Consider the following 18,523-nt stretch of genomic DNA (forward strand, 5'->3'; position numbering starts at 1 on the left):
CTGGCGCTGGCAGTTGGGTTGCTGGAGCTGGCTCGATGCGGCCATCGCCTTGGCCCTGTGGCTGGCGTTCCCGTTCATCGAATGGTTGATCCACGTGCACGTGCTGCACTTCAAACCCCTGCGCCTGGGGCGCTTGACGTTGGACTTCTACCTGCCCAAAACCCATCGCCGCCACCACGCCGAGCCATGGAGCCTGCACTGGACCTTCGTGCCGCGCCACGTGCACGCCTGGGTGCTGGTGTCGCTGGCCGTGCTGCTTTGGTTGGCGGGCCCCTGGCGGTCGTGGGTGCTGACGGGCAGCCTGGCTTTCCTGGTGCAGGGCCTGCACTACGAATGGGTGCACTACCTGGCGCACATCAGCTGGCGCCCGCGCATGGCTTACTGCGAACGCCGGGTGCTCGAGCACCGCTGGCACCACTTCCGCAACGAGCAACTGTGGTGGGGTGTTTCTCGCGGCCTGGGTGACCGGGTGCTGGGCACCGCGCCCGATGTGTGCGACGTGGCCCGCAGCGATCACACCACCGACCTGGGGATCAAACGCTGACAGGGCAGGGGCCTGACGGGGTCATGGGAACAAAGGGTGTGCCTTGGAGGCCTTTCACGCCACCCGATACGCCATGTGGCGTATTCAACAGAGCGCCCTGGCTGGGCACACTGAATCCATCGATTCAACCAACCCAGCCCCACAGGAGCAAGCTCACATGAACATGTCCCGTCGCAGCGCCGTCCAGTCCCTGTCCGCCGTCGCCCTCGGCGTCGCTGGCCTGGCCTTCAGCACCATGGCCCAAGCCGCCGACACCATCAAGGTCGGCGTGCTGCACTCGCTGTCCGGCACCATGGCCATCTCCGAAACGGTTCTCAAGGACACCGTCCTGATGGCCATCGACGAGATCAACGCCAAGGGCGGCCTGCTGGGCAAGAAGCTCGAGCCCGTGGTGGTCGACCCCGCTTCCAACTGGCCCCTGTTCGCCGAAAAGGCCAAGCAGCTGCTGACGCAGGACAAGGTCTCGGTCGTGTTCGGCTGCTGGACCTCGGTGTCGCGCAAGTCGGTGCTGCCGGTCTTCAAGGAAAACAACGGCCTGCTGTTCTACCCCGTCCAGTACGAAGGTGAAGAGCTCGAGAAGAACGTGTTCTACACGGGCGCCGCCCCCAACCAGCAAGCCATCCCCGCTGTCGAATACCTGATGAGCAAGGACGGCGGCTCGGCCAAGCGCTTCGTGCTGCTGGGCACCGACTACGTCTACCCCCGCACCACCAACAAGATCCTGCGCGCCTTCCTGAAGTCCAAGGGCGTTGCCGAAGCCGACATCATCGAGGAGTACACCCCCTTCGGTCACTCCGACTACCAGACCATCATCGCCAAGATCAAGAAGTTCTCGTCCGAAGGCAAGAAGACCGCCGTCATCTCGACCATCAACGGCGACTCCAACGTGCCCTTCTACAAGGAACTGGGCAACCAGGGCCTCAAAGCCAAGGACGTGCCGGTGGTGGCGTTCTCGGTGGGTGAGGAAGAGCTGCGTGGCGTGGACACCAAGCCCCTGGTCGGCCACCTGGCTGCCTGGAACTACTTCATGTCCGTCAAGAACCCGACCAACGACGAGTTCATCAAGAAGTGGACGGCTTACGCCAAGGCCAAGAACATCGCCGGTCACAAGGACAAGCCCCTGACCAACGACCCGATGGAAGCGACCTACATCGGCATCAACATGTGGGCGCAGGCTGTGACCAAGGCCAAGTCCACCGACACCGACAAGGTGATCGCTGCGATGGCCGGTCAGACCTTCAAGGCCCCGGGTGGTTTCATGTCCAAGATGGACGAGAAGAACCACCACCTGCACAAGCCGGTCTTCATCGGCGAAGTCAAGGCCGACGGTCAGTTCAAGGTGGTCTGGAAGACCCCTGGCCCCGTCAAGGCCGCTCCTTGGAGCCCCTTCATCGAAGGCAACGACAAGAAGAAGGGTGAGCCCGAAGTCAAGTGAGCGGGTTCTCTCCTTGTGGCCAGCTTTGAGCTGGTCACCCCGGGCGGGAGTCGCTTTCCGCCCGGCCTTGAAAAGTCTGAGTGCAAAGAGCGGTTCGCCCCGCTGGGGTCTCCCCAGGGGGCGTCTTTTTTCTGGTGATGCCTGTGATCAGCGACATCGATCGAACCTCCATCCATCCTCCCGTTGGCGCCTGGCGTCGGCGTGTTTCGCAACTGGCCCTGAGCCTCGGGCTCGGCGCAAGCCTCTTCGGCCTGAGTGGCCTCGTCGCTCAGCCGGCGTGGGCCCTGACGGCCGAAGAGGCCTACGCCATCTCGGCCGGTGACAACGACGACCGCGTGGCCGCCTTGCGTGCCGTCGTGGCCAAGGGCGATCCGGCCCTGCCAGCCTTCCTGCAGGCCCTGGCCGACGACACCGTGAAGGTGGCCGGCAATCGCGCCTACATCGTGTATGGCGACGACGTGAAGGACGCCGCCACGGGCGAGCCGGCCAAGTTGCCCGAGGGCGCCGAGGACGTCGTCAACAACAACCGCATGGGCAGCGAGATCGAGGCCGCACTGGCCATCGGCAAACTGGCTTCCACCGATCGCGACGAGCGCGCTGCGGCCATCGAGGCGCTGTCCAGTGCGGCCGACGAGTCGCAGCTGGCCACCATCGACAAGGCCCTGGCGGCCGAGTCCGATGCGCAACTGCTCAAGCAGCTCAAGACCGTTCGTTCCAAGGCCTTGCTGAACTCGCAAGACCCAGGGCGCCGACTCGAGGCCGTCAAAGCCCTGGGGGCCGATGCCTCGCCCGAGTCCCGCTCCTTGCTGATGGAGCGCATGAACGACGGCGCCGAGACCGACGCCACGGTCAAGGGCGCGCTGCAGGCGGCCCTCGACGCCGTCAACCGCAAGCTGGCCTGGGGTGAGCACGCCGGCGTGCTGTTCACCGGCATCAGCCTGGGCTCCATCCTGCTGCTGGCCGCGCTCGGCCTGGCCATCACCTATGGCCTGATGGGCGTCATCAACATGGCGCACGGCGAGCTGATGATGATCGGCGCGTATGCCACCTTCGCGGTGCAGAACGTCTTTCGGGCCTACTTCCCTGAAGCGTTCGATTGGTACATCCTGCTGGCCGTCCCGGCCTCGTTCATGGCCGCAGCCCTGGTCGGTGCGGTGCTCGAGCGCAGCGTGTTCCGCTTCCTCTATGGCCGCCCGCTGGAAACCCTGCTGGCCTCCTGGGGCCTGAGCCTGATCCTGATGCAGGCCGTGCGCACGGTGTTCGGCGCGCAGAATGTGCAGGTCGAGAACCCGAGCTGGATGTCGGGCGGCTTCGATGTGCTCAGCAACCTGACGCTGCCCTACAACCGCCTGGTCATCATCGCCTTCGCGGCCGCCGTGCTCATCGGCATGACCCTGCTGATCAACAAGACCCGCATGGGCCTGTTCGTGCGCAGCGTGACCCAGAACCGCCCGATGGCCTCGTGCATGGGCGTCAACACCGCCCGGGTCGACACCATGGCCTTCTCGCTGGGCGCGGGCATCGCCGGCCTGGCGGGCTGCGCGCTCTCGCAGATCGGCAACGTGGGCCCCGACCTCGGCCAGAACTACATCGTGGACTCGTTCCTGGTGGTGGTCACGGGGGGTGTCGGCCAGATCGCCGGCACGGTTTACGCCGCGATGGGGCTGGGCATGGTCAACAAGCTGCTCGAAGGCTGGTCGGGTGCCGTGCTGGCCAAGATCATGGTCCTGGTCATCGTGGTGATCTTCATCCAGAAGCGTCCGCAAGGTCTGTTCGCGATGAAGGGCCGAAGCGCCGAAGCCTGAGGAACAACAACATGAGTGCAGTGATGACTTCCAATCTGCCTGGCACCGGCATCACGGTGCCCCGCAGCGCCCTCGGGCCCAAGGGCTGGACGGTCCTGATGGCCGCCGTGATCACCGTGATGGTGCTCGCGCCGGTGCTCAACATGGTGGTGCCGGCCGACTCGGCCTTCCACCTCTCTGACTATGCCGTCGCATTGATCGGCAAGATCATGTGCTACGCCATCTGCGCGCTGGCCATGGACCTGATCTGGGGCTACACCGGCATCCTGTCGCTGGGACACGGCCTGTTCTTTGCCCTCGGTGGCTACGGCATGGGCATGTACCTGATGCGCCAGATCGGCCGCGACGGCTCGTACGGTGCCGACATCCCCGACTTCATGGTCTTCCTGGATTGGAAGCAGGTGCCCTGGCACTGGACGCTGAGCGAAAGCTTCATCGGCCAGATGCTGTTGGTGGTGCTGGTGCCCGGGCTGCTGGCCTTCGTCTTCGGCTTCTTCGCCTTCCGCTCGCGCATCAAGGGCGTGTACTTCTCGATCATCACCCAGGCGATGACGTTCGCGGCCATGCTGCTGTTCTTCCGCAATGAAACCGGTTTTGGCGGCAACAACGGCTTCACCGACTTCAAGCGCATCCTGGACATCCCGATCGCGCAGCAGTCCACCCGCATGGTGCTGTTCGTGCTGACGGGCCTGACGTTGATCGGCTTCTTCCTGATGGCGCGCTGGTTGGTGAACACCAAGTTCGGCCGCGTGCTGCAAGCCATCCGCGACGCCGAAAACCGCGTCATGTTCTGTGGCTACAACCCGTTGGCCTACAAGCTCGCCATCTGGACGCTCTCGGCCGTGATGTGCGCCATCGCCGGGGCCTTGTACGTGCCGCAGGTCGGCATCATCAACCCCAGCGAGATGTCGGCAGCGGCCTCCATCGAGATCGCCATCTGGACGGCGGTGGGTGGTCGCGCCACGCTGATCGGCCCGATCATCGGCGCCTTCTTCGTCAACGGCGCCAAGAGCTGGTTCACCGTCGCCTTCCCCGAGTTCTGGCTCTACTTCCTGGGCCTGCTGTTCGTGCTGGTGACGCTGTTCCTGCCCAACGGGATCGTCGGCGGCGTCAAGAAATTGCTCAACAAGAACGCTGAGGTGAAGGCATGACCCCCGACCTGATGGAAGAAGGCAGCAAGACCCTGCTGCGCGCGATGAACACGCCCACCAACGCCGGCGAATCGGGCGGCCGCGAGGCCAGCTACGGTCGCGTGGTCGACAACCCCGACCAGGTCGACCTGACCCACGGCTCCATCCTGTACCTTGATGACATCGAGGTCAGCTTCGATGGTTTCAAGGCGCTCAACAAGCTGAGCCTGGACATCGCGGTCGGCGAGATGCGCTGCATCATCGGCCCCAACGGCGCGGGCAAGACCACGATGATGGACGTCATCACTGGCAAGACCCGGCCCGACAGCGGCTCGGCCTTCTTCGGATCGACCATCGACCTGCTGAAAAAGCGCGAGAACGAGATCGCGCAGATCGGCATCGGCCGCAAGTTCCAGAAGCCCACCGTCTTCGAGCACCTGAGCGTGTTCGAGAACCTGGAGTTGGCGCTCAAGGCCGACCGCCGCGCACGCGCTTCGGTGTTCTTCAAGCTCAGCGGCGAGCAGCTCGATCGCATCGGCGCCATGCTGCAGCTCATCCACTTGAAGGACCAGGCCCAGCGCACGGCGGGGCTGCTGTCGCACGGCCAGAAGCAATGGTTGGAAATCGGCATGCTGCTGATGCAGGACCCCAAGCTGCTGCTGCTGGACGAGCCCGTGGCCGGCATGACCGACGAAGAGACCGAGCGCACCGCCGAGCTGTTTCTGTCGCTCGAAGGCGCGCACTCGCTGGTGGTGGTCGAGCACGACATGAAGTTCATCCACGAACTCACCACCCAGGGCCCCACGGCCGGCAAGAAGAAGGTCACCGTGCTGCACGAAGGCTCGGTGCTGGCCGAAGGCACGCTGGCCGATGTGCAGGCCAACGACAAGGTTGTCGAGGTCTACCTCGGTCGCTGACGCAGGGTTTCAAGAAAGAACAACATGCTGAAGGTTGAAAGCGTCAATCAGTACTACGGCGGCTCGCACATCCTGCGCGGCCTGAGCTTCGAGGCCCAGATCGGCGAGGTCACGGTCGTGCTCGGCCGCAACGGCGTGGGCAAGACCACGCTGCTCAAGAGCCTCATGGGCCTGGTGCCCATCAAGAGCGGCGACATCCAGCTCGACGGTCGATCCATCGATGGCACCAAGCCCTACGAGCGTGTGCGCCTTGGCGTCGGCTATGTGCCCCAAGGCCGCGAGATTTTTGGTCGCCTCACCGTGGCCGAGAACCTGCAGATGGGCCTGGCTTCCAAGCCGGGCAACACGCCCTTGCCCGAGCAGCTCTTCGAGCTGTTCCCCGTGCTCAAGCAGATGCTGCACCGCCGGGGCGGCGACCTCTCGGGTGGTCAGCAGCAGCAGCTTGCCATCGCCCGCGCCCTGGCCGCCGGCCCCAAGATCCTGATCCTGGATGAGCCCACCGAGGGCATCCAGCCCAGCATCATCAAGGACATCGGGCGGGCCATCCGCAAACTGGCCGATGAGGGCCTGAACGGCCAGAAGATGGCCGTGGTGCTGGTCGAGCAGTTCTACGACTTCGCCGCCGAACTGGCCGACCAGTACCTGGTGATGGAGCGCGGCGAGATCATCCGCCGGGGGCGCGGCGCCGACATGGAAGCCGACGGCGTGCGCCAGCTGATGTCGATCTGAAGCGGGGCGCGCGGTAGACTCGCGGCTCCCTTTTTTCTGCTTCCGCCTCCTGAAAGGACCCGCCATGCCCGTCGTCACCACCACCTCCGGCCTCCAGTACGAAGACACCGTCGAAGGCTCGGGCGAAGTCGCCAAGGCTGGTGCTTATGTCACCGTGCACTACACCGGCTGGCTGTACGAGAACGGCGTCAAGGGCGCCAAGTTCGACTCCAGCAAGGACCGTCGCGACCCCTTCGAGTTCCCCCTGGCGGCCGGCCACGTCATCCGCGGCTGGGACGAGGGCGTGCAAGGCATGAAGGTGGGCGGCACCCGCATCCTGGTGATCCCGCCCGCGCTGGGCTATGGCGCCCGTGGCGCTGGCGGCGTCATCCCCCCCAACGCCACCTTGATGTTCGAAGTCGAGCTGCTGGGCGTCTGATAGATGTTCGCCCCTTCCCAGGAGCAGGTCCGGCGTTTCTTTTGCGAGACCTGGGCCAAGCACCAGGCCGGCCAGCCCCTGACGCCCCTGGAAGCCCAGGCGGCCGACTGGATCGCACAGCACCCCGAGTACCACGCCGACCTGTCGGACGTGGAGGCGGCGGTGGCGGCGGTCTTCGAGGTGGAGGAGGGGCGCACCAACCCCTTTTTGCACCTGTCCATGCACCTGTCGATCACCGAGCAGGTCAGCATCGACCAGCCCCGGGGCATCCGGGCTGCGGTGGAGTTGCTGGCCAACCGGCGCCAGTCGCTGCACGAGGCGCACCACGAGGTGATGGAGTCCCTGGGCGAGATGGTCTGGGAGTCTCAGCGGTTTGGCAAACCGTTTGACGGCGAACGCTACATCGACCACATCCGTCAGCGCGCGACGCGTTGACCGGTGGCAGCCCTTCACACGAGGGGTTGCTGCCCCCCCTGCGGCATGGGGGACCCACATAAACTGTGAACTTGTACCGGTCTTTTCCAACGGACTTGCCCATGCCCATCCTTGCCATGTCTTCTGGCACCGTCACCGCCATCTGGGGTGCTGCCTTCCTCCGCATGCCCAACGGGCAACTCAAGCCCTTGAAGGTGGGCGACAAGGTCCTGGGTGGTCAGCAGGTGGTCACCGAAGACGATGGCCTGGTGCAGATCTCACCTGACCGCGAAGCCACGCCTGTCGCGCGGGCCGCTGCCGAAACCGATCGCGTGATCGCCGACCTGGCCCAGCCCGACCCGCTCGACCCCCCCGCTGCCGGCTTGCAGGGCGGGCCAGGTGCAAGCCTGTCAGACGGCCTGCGCGTCGAGCGAATCAGCGAGGCCGTCACGCCGCTGTCGTTCACCTACGGCACCGAGCGCGTGCTGCCTCCGCCCATCTTCGCGGTGACCGCGCCTGACGACGCTGGCGTCGGCACGCAGCCCGCTGATCCGGTCAACCCGGCTCCGCCGCCCCCTGCGCCGCTGCCAACCCTGTCGATCGACGACGTCCGCGTCAACGAGGGCGCTGGCAACGCCACCTTCACCATCACCTTGAGCGAGCCCAGCACCGAGCCCGTGACCGTCAGCTACGTGACACAGGCCGCACCGTCGTCGGCCGGGGCTCAGGCCGATGCGTTGCAGGACTACGTCCCCACGCTCACCGCCGGCACCGTCACCATCCCCGCAGGCCAAACCTCGGTGCAGGTGCGCATCCCCATCGCGGATGACGACATCTACGAGGGCGACGAGGTGTTCCAGGTGGTCCTGAGCGATGCGGTCAACGCCGACATCGACAAGGGCGTGGGGCTGGGCACGATCGCCGACGACGGCACAGGGACGTTTGCCGGCTCGCCGAACCAGCCGCTGCCCGATGACGACCGTCCCGTGGTCAGCGTGCTTGGCGGCCCCACCGTGACCGAAGGTCAACCCAGCGTCTTCACGGTGCAACTCAGCCACGCCAGTGCGACCCAATCGGTGGTGTTGAAGCTCGAGCCTCAAGCCGGTGTGGACGCACCTGGCACCAGCGTGGTCGAGTCGGGCGCCACCCCCGGGGCCGACACGGCCGGGCCTTTGGAATACTGGAATGGCGTCACTCAGCAGTGGCTGCCCCTGACCGACGGTTTGCTGACATTTGCGCCGGGCCAAACCGCCATCCAGGGCGCGTGCCCACGGTCAATGACTCGCCCGCCGAAGGCGCTGAAACCCTGTCCCTGCAAGCATCGGTGGTCTCTGGTGTGACCGCCAACACTTCGGCATCGGCTCAGAACACCTTGCTCGACAACGACTTTGAAGCGCGCGTCTTCGAGTCCGGTCTGGCGGGGCGAACCGACCCGGCACCGGCGCGTGTCTCAGGCAGCCTGTCCTTGCTCGACGACGCCGGCCTGCCCACCGAAGCCCGCCTGATCGCCCCAGTCGAGCAGGTCCTGGCCACGATCAACCAGCAGCCTCTGGTCTGGAAAGAGACCGCCCCCAACACCTTGACGGCCTATGCCGGCTCGGCGTCCAACGCACCCGTGGTGGCCATCGCCCGCCTGGGCTCGGATGGCGCTTACTCGTTTGAGCTGCAGTCGGCCATCTTCCACCCGGTCACGCGCAACGAGATCGACCTGGTCTTCGGGCTGCAACCGGCCTCGGGCACGGGTGGCCAGGCCTCCAGCCTGACGATCCATGTCGTGGACGATCAGCCACGCCTGTCCGGGGCTTTCTCCACCCAGGCATCCATCCAGGACACCAATCTGCTGTTGGTGATCGACACCTCGTCCAGCATGGCAACGGCCAGTGGCGTGGATGGGCTCAGCCGATTGCAAGCCTCGGTGCGCGCTGCCGAGCAACTCCTCGACAGCTACGACGACGTTGGCAGCGTGGCCGTTCGCCTGGTCACCTTCGGTGCCCAAGCCCAGGCTGCTGGCGATGCCTGGATGACGGTGGCACAAGCGCGCCAGGCCCTGGCTGCCTTGCAAGCTGCGGCCACCGACGACGCTCGTCATGACCTGGCCTTGCAGGCCGCCCAATCGGCTTTTGCAGCGTCTGGTCGCATCGATGGCGCCCAGAACATTGCCCATGTGCTGTCCGACAGCGCTCCTTCGGCGCAGGTCGCCCAGTCGCTCGGTCAGCTCGTGCCTGACTGGGTCAGCTTCCTCAAGCAGAACCACGTTCGCAGCGAGGTCGTGGGCCTGGTGCCGAGCGTGCAGGGCTCCCTGGATGGCCTGGCCTACGACGGCATCGCGCGTTCCGACCTGGACGCCAGCCTGGCCAACACCTTCGCGCAGTTGCCCGGTTTGCTGACGGGCCTGGCGCCCGATGCCATCGGTGGCAACCTCGTGCGCGATGCGGGCCGCGGTGTGGCAGGAGGCGCCGACGGTGTGCCTCACCTCGACAGCGTCACCATCGATGGTCAGACCTACCTGTACCAGGCAGGCCAGACCGATTTGACCGTGACCACCAAGGCTGGCGGTGTTTTCCACATCGACCTGATCACTTCCGACTTCACCTACGTGCCAGCGGTGGCAACGCCTGCGGAAACCATCGCTTTCAGTGTCACCGACCGCGATGGTGACGTCGCCTCAGCCAGCCTGACCTTGCGGGTGGACCAGGCGCGCACCCAGGTGGGCACGGAACGCGGGGACGTGCTGTCCGTGGTGACCGGGGCCGGCACCCTGCTGGGTGGTGGCGGCGACGACTCGCTGACGGGTGGCTCGGGCAACGATGCGCTGTACGGCCACGAAGGCAACGACAGCCTCCTGGGTGGCGCGGGTTCCGATTTGTTGGTGGGCGGGGCCGGCAACGACCGGCTGACGGGTGGTGCGGGCAGCGACGTGTTCGCCTGGCGCCTGGCGGACAGGGGCGATGGCTCGGGCGCACTCGACACCATCACCGACTTCAGCACACGGCAGCTGTCCAGCGGCGGTGACGTGCTCGACCTGCGTGACCTGCTGCAAGGCGAGAACCTGATCAACGTCAGCGGCAACATCGCCGACTACCTGCGGGTGGAGTCCTTCGGCAGTGGTGCGTCGACCGGCACACGCATCGACATCAGCAGCCAGGGTGGCTTTGCCACGGGCACGGCCCACATCGACCAGCAAATCGTCCTGGAAAAGGCCAACTTGCTCGGCTTGAGCTCGGCTGGCGCCTCCCAGCAACAGGTCATCCTTGACCTGATTGCACAGGGGCGCTTGCTGGTGGACGTGACCTGAGGGGGCTGCGCTGGCTCAGCGCCAGCGCGACTGCGGCACGGTCCGCAGGTCGCCGGGCAGGGTGGCGATGTAGCCCGCCAGCTGCTTGAGCTCTGCCGGGGTGAACATGCGCGCCTGCGTGGCCATGATCGCGTTGCCACGGCCGACGGCGGCATTGCCCTCGACCTGGTAGGCCTTCAGCGACACGTAAAGGTAGTCGGCATGCTGGCCGGCCACCTTGGGGTAGCTGCCGTCGATGGGCTTGTTCATGCCTTCGCCATGGCAGCTCAGGCAGGCGCCTTTGGTCAGCAAGGCCTGGACCTGTGCCGAAGGGGCGGGCGCTGCTTTGGCAGCGGGCGCTGGCACGCCCTTGCCGTTGGCTTCGTAGAAGGCGGCCAGGTCGGCGATGTCCTGGTCACTCAGGCTGCCGGCGATGCCGCGCATCGAGGGGTGCTTGCGCTCGCCTTGGCGGTAGGCCGTCAGCGCTGCCGCGATGTACTTGGCGTTTTGCCCCGAAATCATCGGCACCTTGTGCACCTCCGGGAAGCTGGCCTGGTAGCCAGGGATGCCGTGGCAGCCAATGCACATGGCGACTTTCTGGCGGGCGTTGTCGGGGTTGCCGACGACGTCCTGGGCGAGGGCGTGGCCCCCTGCTGCTGCGATCAGGCCGGCGGTGACCAGCGAACGGATCGGGTGGGAAAGTGTTTTCATGGGGCTGTCAGGAGAGAATGACGGGCGGGGAAACACACGGGTGACCAAACCATTATTGGGGCCCGCCCTATACTCGAACACAGTAACAACCCGGTTGAGTCAGCGCATGAAATTCCAAGGTACCGATCAATACGTCGCCACCGAAGACCTGAAACTGGCGGTCAACGCGGCGCTCAAGCTCCAGCGCCCCCTGCTGGTCAAGGGCGAGCCCGGCACGGGCAAGACGATGTTGGCCGAGCAGGTGTCCGAGGCGCTGGGCATGCCGCTGTTGCAATGGCACATCAAATCGACCACGAAGGCCCAGCAAGGGTTGTATGAGTACGACGCGGTGTCCCGTTTGCGCGACAGCCAACTCGGTGACGAGAAGGTCAAGGACATCCACAACTACATCGTCAAGGGCGTGTTGTGGCAGGCCTTCGACGCCGACCAGCCGGTTGCCCTGCTGATCGACGAGATCGACAAGGCCGACATCGAGTTCCCGAACGACCTGCTACGCGAAATCGACCGCATGGAGTTCTACGTCTACGAGACGCGCCAGCTGGTCAAGGCCAAGCACCGCCCGCTGGTGATCATCACCTCCAACAACGAAAAAGACCTGCCGGACGCCTTCCTGCGCCGCTGCTTCTTCCACTACATCCGCTTCCCGGATGCGACCACGATGAAACAGATCGTGGAGGTGCACTTCCCCAACATCCGCCAGGACCTGCTGTCGGCGGCCATGCGCCACTTCTACGAAGTGCGCAACCTGCCGGGCCTCAAGAAGAAGCCCAGCACCTCCGAGCTGATCGACTGGCTCAAGCTGCTGGTGGCCGAAGACATCCCGCTCGAGGCCCTGCAAAGCGCCGACGAGAAGGTGAGCGTGCCGCCGCTGGTGGGCGCGTTGCTCAAGAATGAACAGGACCTCAGCCTGTTCGAGCGCCTGGTCAACATGGCGCGTCACAACCGGTGAACGCCTGACGCCTTGATGCCCGAGCCGGCCCCGGAGGCCGGCTTTTTGTTGTCAGGCCGCCTTGCAGGTGGGCGCTGCGACCACGCGGTTTCGACCTTCGGTCTTGGCTCGGTAGAGCGCATCGTCGGCGCGCTTGAGCAGGGCGTGCAGGGGCTCGTCCGGGTCTTGTGCCGTGGCCAGGCCGGTGCTGATGGTCACGCAGATCTGCTCGTCCTGCCAGGGGATGTCGGTGCGGTGCACCGCGCTGCGCAGGCGCTCGGCCGCCTGCAGGGCCCCCTCGTGGTCGGTGTGCGGCAGCAGCACGCAGAACTCCTCGCCGCCGTAGCGTGCCACGCGGTCGACCTCTCGAGCGTGGTCTTTGAGGATGGCGGCCACCGCGCGCAGCACTTCGTCGCCGGCGGCGTGGCCCAGGTTGTCGTTGATGCGCTTGAAGTGGTCGATGTCCACCAGCATCACCGAATACACCTCGCCGAAGCGCTGCAGGCGCTGCGCTTCCTTGTCCAGGCTGTTTTCGATGGCGCGGCGGTTGAGCAGGCCCGTCAGGCTGTCGTGTTGCGACAGGTGCTGCAGTCGGTAAACCAGGCGCATCACCACGATGTAGCCCAGCACAAAGCTCACGGCAATCGTCAGGCCCGAGGCCGTGATGGCCAGCCAGGTCTGGGTCGTGGCCGGGGAGGGCATCCACGCGGGCAAAAAACGCAGGCCCAGGGCCCCGATGGCGATGCCCACGCAAAACAAGGCCGTGACGCCCAGGACGATGTCGGCGGCCAAGGCGGTGCCTGGACGGAACTCGCGTGCCAGCACCGTGTGGGTGTCGCTGGCGGCCTTGATCATGATGGCGGCCGCCACCAGGCTGGACGAGACGATGCCGGTGGTGAGCAGGCCGCTGGGCAGCCAGACGAGCAGGTTCAGCGCAGAGGGGATGAGCACCACCATCACCTGTTTGACGAGGGCCTGGGGCTGACGGAAGAACGATTGCAGGCCCCGCCGGGTCGACACCGCCGAGATCAGCATCAGGCAGGAGGACAGCATCAGGCAGACCTGCCTGGGCAGCCCGGTGTCGAACAACAGCAACACCAAGGCCAGGCCACCGGTGAGGTTGGCGCGCATCCAGTCGGACGCAGCCTTGCGCGACAGGCCCATCCAAGTGCCCGCGATGAACCACATCGAGGTGGTGAAGGCGAACGTCAGCAGGACGTAGGCCAACAGCAGGTGTCGCAATTCCATGTCGGGCCAGACAACTCAGGAGTCCCCGAAAGCATCGCACCCATCTGGCGCCGATCTGGCGGGGACGCCGATCAGGGGCCAAAATAGCGCGAGATTCCCAGGACTGCCTATGCTCATTGACTTCTTCTTCGCGTTGCGTGCGGCACGCTTGCCGGTCACGATCCCGGAGTACCTCACGCTGCTGGAAGCCATCAAGCAGGACGTGATCGAACCCTCGGTGGATGAGTTCTACCACCTGGCTCGCACCACCTTGGTCAAGAACGAGGCGCATTTCGACAAATTCGACCGGGCTTTCTCCACTTATTTCAGGGGGGTGGTCGACGCCGTCGACTTCGGTAAGGAGATTCCCTTGGAGTGGCTGCGCAAGCACTTCGAGCGCGAACTCACACCGGAAGACCGAGCCAAGATCGAAGCCATGGGCTGGGACAAGCTCATGGATCGCATCCAGGAGTTGCTCAAGGAGCAGAAGGAGCGCCACGAGGGTGGCAACAAGTGGATCGGCACCGGCGGCACCTCGCCGTTCGGCGCGCACGGCTACAACCCCGAAGGCATCCGCATCGGGCAGGACAAGTCCCGCCACCGCAAGGCCGTCAAGGTCTGGGACCAGCGTGAGTTCAAGGACTACGACGACAGCATCGAGCTGGACACGCGCAGCATCAAGGTGGCGTTGCGCCGCCTGCGCAAGTTCGCACGCCAGGGCGCGGCCGAGGTGCTCGACCTGGACGACACCATCCACAGCACGGCGGCCAACGCGGGCATGCTCGACATCAAGCTGGTGCCTGAGCGGCACAACGCGGTCAAGGTGCTGCTGCTGATGGACGTGGGTGGCTCGATGGACGACCACATCCACCGCGTGGAGGAAATGTTTTCGGCCGCCAAGAGCGAGTTCAAGCACCTGGAGTTCTACTACTTCCACAACTGCGTCTACGACTTCATGTGGAAGAACAACCACCGGCGCTTCACCGAGAAGATCCCGACCTGGGACATCATCCGCAAGTACAACAAGGACTACAAGCTGATCTTCGTGGGCGACGCGACCATGAGCCCCTACGAGATCCTGCAGGCGCACGGCAGCGTCGAGTACAACAACGAAGAGGCCGGGGCAGAGTGGATCGGGCGCCTGACGCATGCCTTCCCGCAGCACGTGTGGATCAACCCGGAGCAGCCGGGCGTGTGGGAGTACCGCCAGAGCGTGTCGATCATGCGCCAGCTCATGGGCGGGCGCATGTTCCCGATGAGCCTGCAAGGGCTCGAGAGCGCGATGCGTCTGCTGAGCAAGTGATGGTGCGTTGGGCTGGTGTGTTCATCGCCGGGCTGCTGGGCTCGGTGGCTTGGCTGTCGGTTGGTGCCGCCTGGGCGCAGACGACGGGCGAGGTTTCGGCACCTGCCGTGTCGGGTGCTGCCAGCGCGTCCGATGCCGGTGCTGCCGCCGGTGCGCCAGTCCGGCGTGCGCCCAGGCCGGTCGATTGGCAGTTGACGGTGCAGGCCCCTTCGCCGCTCGACGACCTGCTGATGGAGAACCTTGACCTGGCGCGTTACCAGCGCGAGGCGCAGCAGGCGCAAGACGAAGCATCCGAGTCACAGGGCGGTGAAGATCCGGCGCCCTCGGCCTTGCGCATCACGCGAGGTGAGTTGCGCCGCCTGCTGGCCGAGGTGCCGGCCCAGGCCCGAGCACTGCTGGAAGCCGAGGGCTACTTCACCGCGCAGGTTCGCATCAAGGTGGAAGATGCCGCGGCCGATGGCAACGGTGTGGCCACGCCTGCGACCGCATCGGGATCGGCTTCGCTCGCCACGCCCGTGCTGGTGCAGGTCGTGGTCGAGCCCGGGCCGCGCACGGTGATCAGCCGTGTGCAGTTCGTTTACGAAGGCCAGCTCGACACGCGCTTGTCGGCTGAAGACGCCGAGGCCAAGTCGCTCACCGAAGACATCGCCGACAACTGGGCGCTGCCGCAGGACGAGCCCTTTCGCCAGTCCGACTGGACCACGGCCAAGAACGCTGCCCTGGCTCGTTTGCGTGCCGACACCTACCCGATGGCCAGCTGGAGCGGCACATCGGCCACGGTGGATGCGCAGGCGCACACGGCCAGCCTGTTCCTGGTGGCCGATTCCGGGCCTGCCTTCGCGTTTGGCGACGTGCGCATCGAAGGACTGGAGCGACAGCCGCCCTCTGCGGTGCTCAACCTGGCGCCGTTTCGGGCTGGGCAGCCGTATCGCGAGCGGCAGGTGCTGGACTGGCAGGAGCGCCTGCAAAAGGTCAACCTGTTCGAGAGCGTGTACGTCTCTCCGGTCCTGGATGTGAACCACCCCGAGGCCACGCCGCTGATCGTGCAGGTGCGCGAGGCGCCCATTCAGGAGGCTTCCGTGGGCGTTGGCGCGAGCAGCGACAACGGACCTCGCGTGTCGTTCGAGCACCTGCACCGCAACCCCTTCGGGCAGGACTGGCAGGTGCGCACCAAGGTGCAGCTGGGCCTGCGCGTGTCGGACGGCCTGGTCGACCTGCTCTCGCACCCATGGCCTGGCCGCAAGCGTGGCCTGGCCTCCGCGCAGGTCTCCAGCATCGAGGACAACGACAACGCCATCACGCGAACGCAGCGCCTCAAGGTGGGCCGCTTGCGTGAAGGCGAACGGCTGGAGCGCACCGACTACGTGGAAGCCTTGCGCACCTCGGTGCGTTCGGCCGCTGACCTGCTGGTGGCCGACGCGACCGCGCTGAGCTTCACGTCCCAGTGGATCTTTCGCGACGTGGACAGCCAGGTTCTGCCGACCCGGGGCACGACCACGATGGTGGCGCTCACCGGCGGGCGCTCGATCTCTGCGCTCGACGAAAGCGGCTACTTTGGCCGGGTGCATGGACGATTCACGGCCTACGTGCCCCTGCCGGCCTCGTGGCAGCTGCAGTTTCGCGCCGAGGGCGGCCAGGTGCTGGCGCGTGACAACGTCAGCGTGCCCGATGCCTTGCTGTTTCGCGCGGGCGGTGACGACTCCATCCGTGGTTATGCCTTTCGCTCCATTGGCGTCGAGCGAGATGGCGTGACCACCGGTGGTCGCGTGCTGGGCACGGGCAGCATCGAGCTGTCGCACCCCTTGTGGCCGGGCGTGCCGAACTTGTTAGGCGCGGTGTTCATGGACGTGGGCGACTCGGCCGAACGCATCGATCAATGGGCGCTCAAGCGGGGGCACGGCGTGGGCATCCGCTGGCGCAGCCCGGTGGGACCGTTTCGCATCGACATCGCGCGCGGGGTGTCCACCGATGAGTGGCGCTTGCACTTCAGCGTCGGGGTCAGCCTGTGAGTGACGTGCACCCGGACTCCCGCCTTTGGCGCTGGCTGCGTTTGCCCTTGTCTTTCATCTGGCGCCTGACCTGGGCACCGCTGTCGCTGCTGCTACTGGGGCTGCTTTCGCTGGGCGCTTTGTGGGCGCTGCTGCACGACGAGTGGCTGACCGAGCAGGTGGTGTCGCACTTGCCTGGCGTGACGGTGGTGGCACCGCGTGGGGCCTTGCTCGGTGACTTCGAGGCCGCGCGCCTGGAGGTGAGTTTGCCGCGCGAGGGGCGCCTGGTCTGGCAGCAGCCTGCCTGGCAGGGCCTGCGCCTGGTGGTGGACCGCAGTGCGCCATGGTGGCTGGGCGTGCAGGTGGACCGCCTGAGCGGGCGCCGCATTGACCTGAAGTGGGTGCCCGATCCGCAGGCGCAGCCCAGTCCGCCTCCGACCGACCTGAGCCTGCCGTTGAGCCTGACGATTGGCCGGCTTGAAATCGCCGAGCTCCATGGATTGACCGGGGGGCAGCCCCTGCGGGGCCTGGACGCAGAGTTGCGCCTGGGGGCCATGCGCCATGCGGTGCGCCTGCGCAGCCTGAGCTGGACCGATTGGCGCCTGTCTGGTGAGCTGGGGTTGGGCGGGACCGGGGCGATGCCGCTGGAGGCCGATTTGCAGGCCGAGGGCCGGCGTGAGGCATCCTCGTCGGGTGACGGCCTGCTGGCGGGCGCCGGCTTGGTGAAGCTGCGAGCGCAGGGGCCGCTCAAGGATTTTGGTTTGCAGCTGGACGTGCGCTGGCAACCCGAGCGCGGATCGGCGCAGTCTGTGCGTGCCGACGTGGGCGTGCAGCCCTTTGCGTCCTGGCCGGTTTCCAGGGGGCGCCTGGACATCGAAGCGCTGGACCTGGCGGCGTTGTGGCCTGGGCTGCCCCGTTCGGAGATCCGTGGGCGAGTGGGGTTCGAAGATCTGGCCGCGCGCGACCTGGTCGCCAAGGTGGACCTGGGCAACGGCCTGGCAGGAGCCTGGGACCAGGGGCGCTTGCCCTGGTTGGCGATGAAAGGTCAGCTCTCGATCGATCGCAAGTTGGTCGCGCAAGCCGGTGCCGACACCTGGCGAGAGGTGCGCACCGACCTGGTGGTGAGCTTGCCGGGGCGCACAGCTCAGCAACCTGCCCGGCTGTTGTTCAGCGGGCCCTTGATGGGGCGCGCGCCGCTGGTCGTCGGCGTGCAGGACCTGGCGCCCCGGGCCCTGCTGGGCAGCCTGCCTGACCTGGCCTTGGCTGGCGAGTTGCGCTGGAAGCCTGATGCGGCTGCCGCCGGCCTGTCTGGGGCGCTGGACCTGCGCCTGGATGGCACGGTTCACGAGGTGGCTGGCCGCTCTCTCAAGACCCCGGTCAGCATCAGCCTGGGCAGCCAGCTCTCACCCCAGCGGTGGGCGATCAAGGCGCTGCAGCTGGCTTCCGGCGAGGCGCGGGCCCAGCTCGACGACGTGAGCTTGCGCTGGGGTTTGGCTGCCGAGCAGGGCGGATGGGCGGCGATGGGGCGCGTGCGCCTGGGTCGGTTCGACCCACGCGCCTGGTTGCCATGGCCGGCGGCGCTGCAAGGCGAGACCCACCTGTCGGGACAGGGGCAATTCGAGGTTGACGGCAAGCTCGCAGGTGCGATGGCGTGGACTTTGTCGCCCAGCAGCCTGGCGGGCGTGCCCCTGTCTGGACGG

At 66.1% G+C, this 18,523-nt stretch carries 16 protein-coding genes; 14 read left to right on the forward strand and 2 right to left on the reverse strand.

The features are described from left to right. The 10 genes from B2W70_RS01615 to B2W70_RS01660 form a co-directional block, all read left to right on the forward strand. Window positions 1-544 (forward strand): sterol desaturase family protein (locus B2W70_RS01615; protein ID WP_286742209.1); only part of this gene is annotated, 544 nt, incomplete at its 5' end. A gap of 157 nt (window positions 545-701) precedes the next feature. Next, window positions 702-1,979: an urea ABC transporter substrate-binding protein gene (urtA, locus tag B2W70_RS01620; protein ID WP_414631016.1), complete on the forward strand. Its 1,278-nt coding sequence runs from the start codon at window positions 702-704 to the stop codon at window positions 1,977-1,979. 137 nt (window positions 1,980-2,116) lie between these two features. Beyond that, entirely contained in the window at window positions 2,117-3,784 is a 1,668-nt protein-coding gene (gene urtB / locus B2W70_RS01625) for an urea ABC transporter permease subunit UrtB (protein WP_286742210.1), read from the forward strand. 11 nt (window positions 3,785-3,795) lie between these two features. Next, a complete protein-coding gene (gene urtC / locus B2W70_RS01630) occupies window positions 3,796-4,935 on the forward strand; it encodes an urea ABC transporter permease subunit UrtC (protein WP_414631017.1) in 1,140 nt (379 codons plus the stop codon). After that, complete coding sequence (gene urtD / locus B2W70_RS01635) at window positions 4,932-5,831, forward strand: urea ABC transporter ATP-binding protein UrtD (RefSeq protein ID WP_286742212.1); 900 nt, start codon at window positions 4,932-4,934, stop codon at window positions 5,829-5,831. The genes urtC and urtD overlap by 4 nt, the downstream gene beginning before the upstream one ends. Before the next feature lie 24 nt (window positions 5,832-5,855). Then, the gene (gene urtE / locus B2W70_RS01640) at window positions 5,856-6,560 is read left to right on the forward strand and encodes an urea ABC transporter ATP-binding subunit UrtE (protein WP_286742214.1); all 705 of its coding nucleotides are present in this window, start codon (window positions 5,856-5,858) and stop codon (window positions 6,558-6,560) included. 64 nt (window positions 6,561-6,624) lie between these two features. Further along, on the forward strand, window positions 6,625-6,978 hold the full coding sequence (locus B2W70_RS01645; protein ID WP_286742216.1) for an FKBP-type peptidyl-prolyl cis-trans isomerase: 354 nt from the start codon (window positions 6,625-6,627) through the stop codon (window positions 6,976-6,978). 3 nt (window positions 6,979-6,981) lie between these two features. Further along, on the forward strand, window positions 6,982-7,413 hold the full coding sequence (locus tag B2W70_RS01650) for a DUF1841 family protein (protein ID WP_286742218.1): 432 nt from the start codon (window positions 6,982-6,984) through the stop codon (window positions 7,411-7,413). 101 nt (window positions 7,414-7,514) lie between these two features. Next, window positions 7,515-8,732 carry a Calx-beta domain-containing protein gene (locus tag B2W70_RS01655; protein WP_286742219.1) on the forward strand — a complete coding sequence of 406 codons (1,218 nt, stop codon included), beginning with the start codon at window positions 7,515-7,517 and terminating at the stop codon, window positions 8,730-8,732. Next, window positions 8,657-10,687 (forward strand): type I secretion C-terminal target domain-containing protein, encoded by a 2,031-nt coding sequence (locus tag B2W70_RS01660; RefSeq protein WP_286742220.1) that lies wholly within the window; start codon window positions 8,657-8,659, stop codon window positions 10,685-10,687. Before B2W70_RS01655 ends, B2W70_RS01660 begins: the two co-directional genes overlap by 76 nt. Window positions 10,688-10,702: 15 nt before the next feature. Here B2W70_RS01660 and B2W70_RS01665 read toward each other — a convergent pair whose 3' ends face one another. After that, the gene (locus tag B2W70_RS01665; protein WP_286742221.1) at window positions 10,703-11,377 is read right to left on the reverse strand and encodes a c-type cytochrome; all 675 of its coding nucleotides are present in this window, start codon (window positions 11,375-11,377) and stop codon (window positions 10,703-10,705) included. Window positions 11,378-11,483: 106 nt separating this feature from the next. Here B2W70_RS01665 and B2W70_RS01670 point away from each other — a divergent pair, with 106 nt between their 5' ends. Further along, complete coding sequence (locus B2W70_RS01670) at window positions 11,484-12,326, forward strand: AAA family ATPase (protein WP_286742222.1); 843 nt, start codon at window positions 11,484-11,486, stop codon at window positions 12,324-12,326. Window positions 12,327-12,377: 51 nt separating this feature from the next. Here B2W70_RS01670 and B2W70_RS01675 read toward each other — a convergent pair whose 3' ends face one another. After that, window positions 12,378-13,553 carry a GGDEF domain-containing protein gene (locus B2W70_RS01675; RefSeq protein WP_286742224.1) on the reverse strand — a complete coding sequence of 392 codons (1,176 nt, stop codon included), beginning with the start codon at window positions 13,551-13,553 and terminating at the stop codon, window positions 12,378-12,380. Window positions 13,554-13,662: 109 nt separating this feature from the next. Between B2W70_RS01675 and B2W70_RS01680 the strand changes: the two genes are divergently transcribed. The 3 genes from B2W70_RS01680 to B2W70_RS01690 all read left to right on the forward strand — a co-directional run. Next, the gene (locus tag B2W70_RS01680) at window positions 13,663-14,835 is read left to right on the forward strand and encodes a vWA domain-containing protein (protein WP_286742225.1); all 1,173 of its coding nucleotides are present in this window, start codon (window positions 13,663-13,665) and stop codon (window positions 14,833-14,835) included. Beyond that, entirely contained in the window at window positions 14,835-16,844 is a 2,010-nt protein-coding gene (locus B2W70_RS01685; RefSeq protein ID WP_286742227.1) for an autotransporter assembly complex protein TamA, read from the forward strand. The genes B2W70_RS01680 and B2W70_RS01685 overlap by 1 nt, the downstream gene beginning before the upstream one ends. A gap of 5 nt (window positions 16,845-16,849) precedes the next feature. Further along, window positions 16,850-18,523 (forward strand): hypothetical protein (locus B2W70_RS01690; protein WP_286742228.1); only part of this gene is annotated, 1,674 nt, incomplete at its 3' end.

It is taken from the genome of Aquabacterium sp. UBA2148 (genome assembly GCF_002328915.1).
Classification (GTDB): domain Bacteria; phylum Pseudomonadota; class Gammaproteobacteria; order Burkholderiales; family Burkholderiaceae_C; genus Aquabacterium; species Aquabacterium parvum.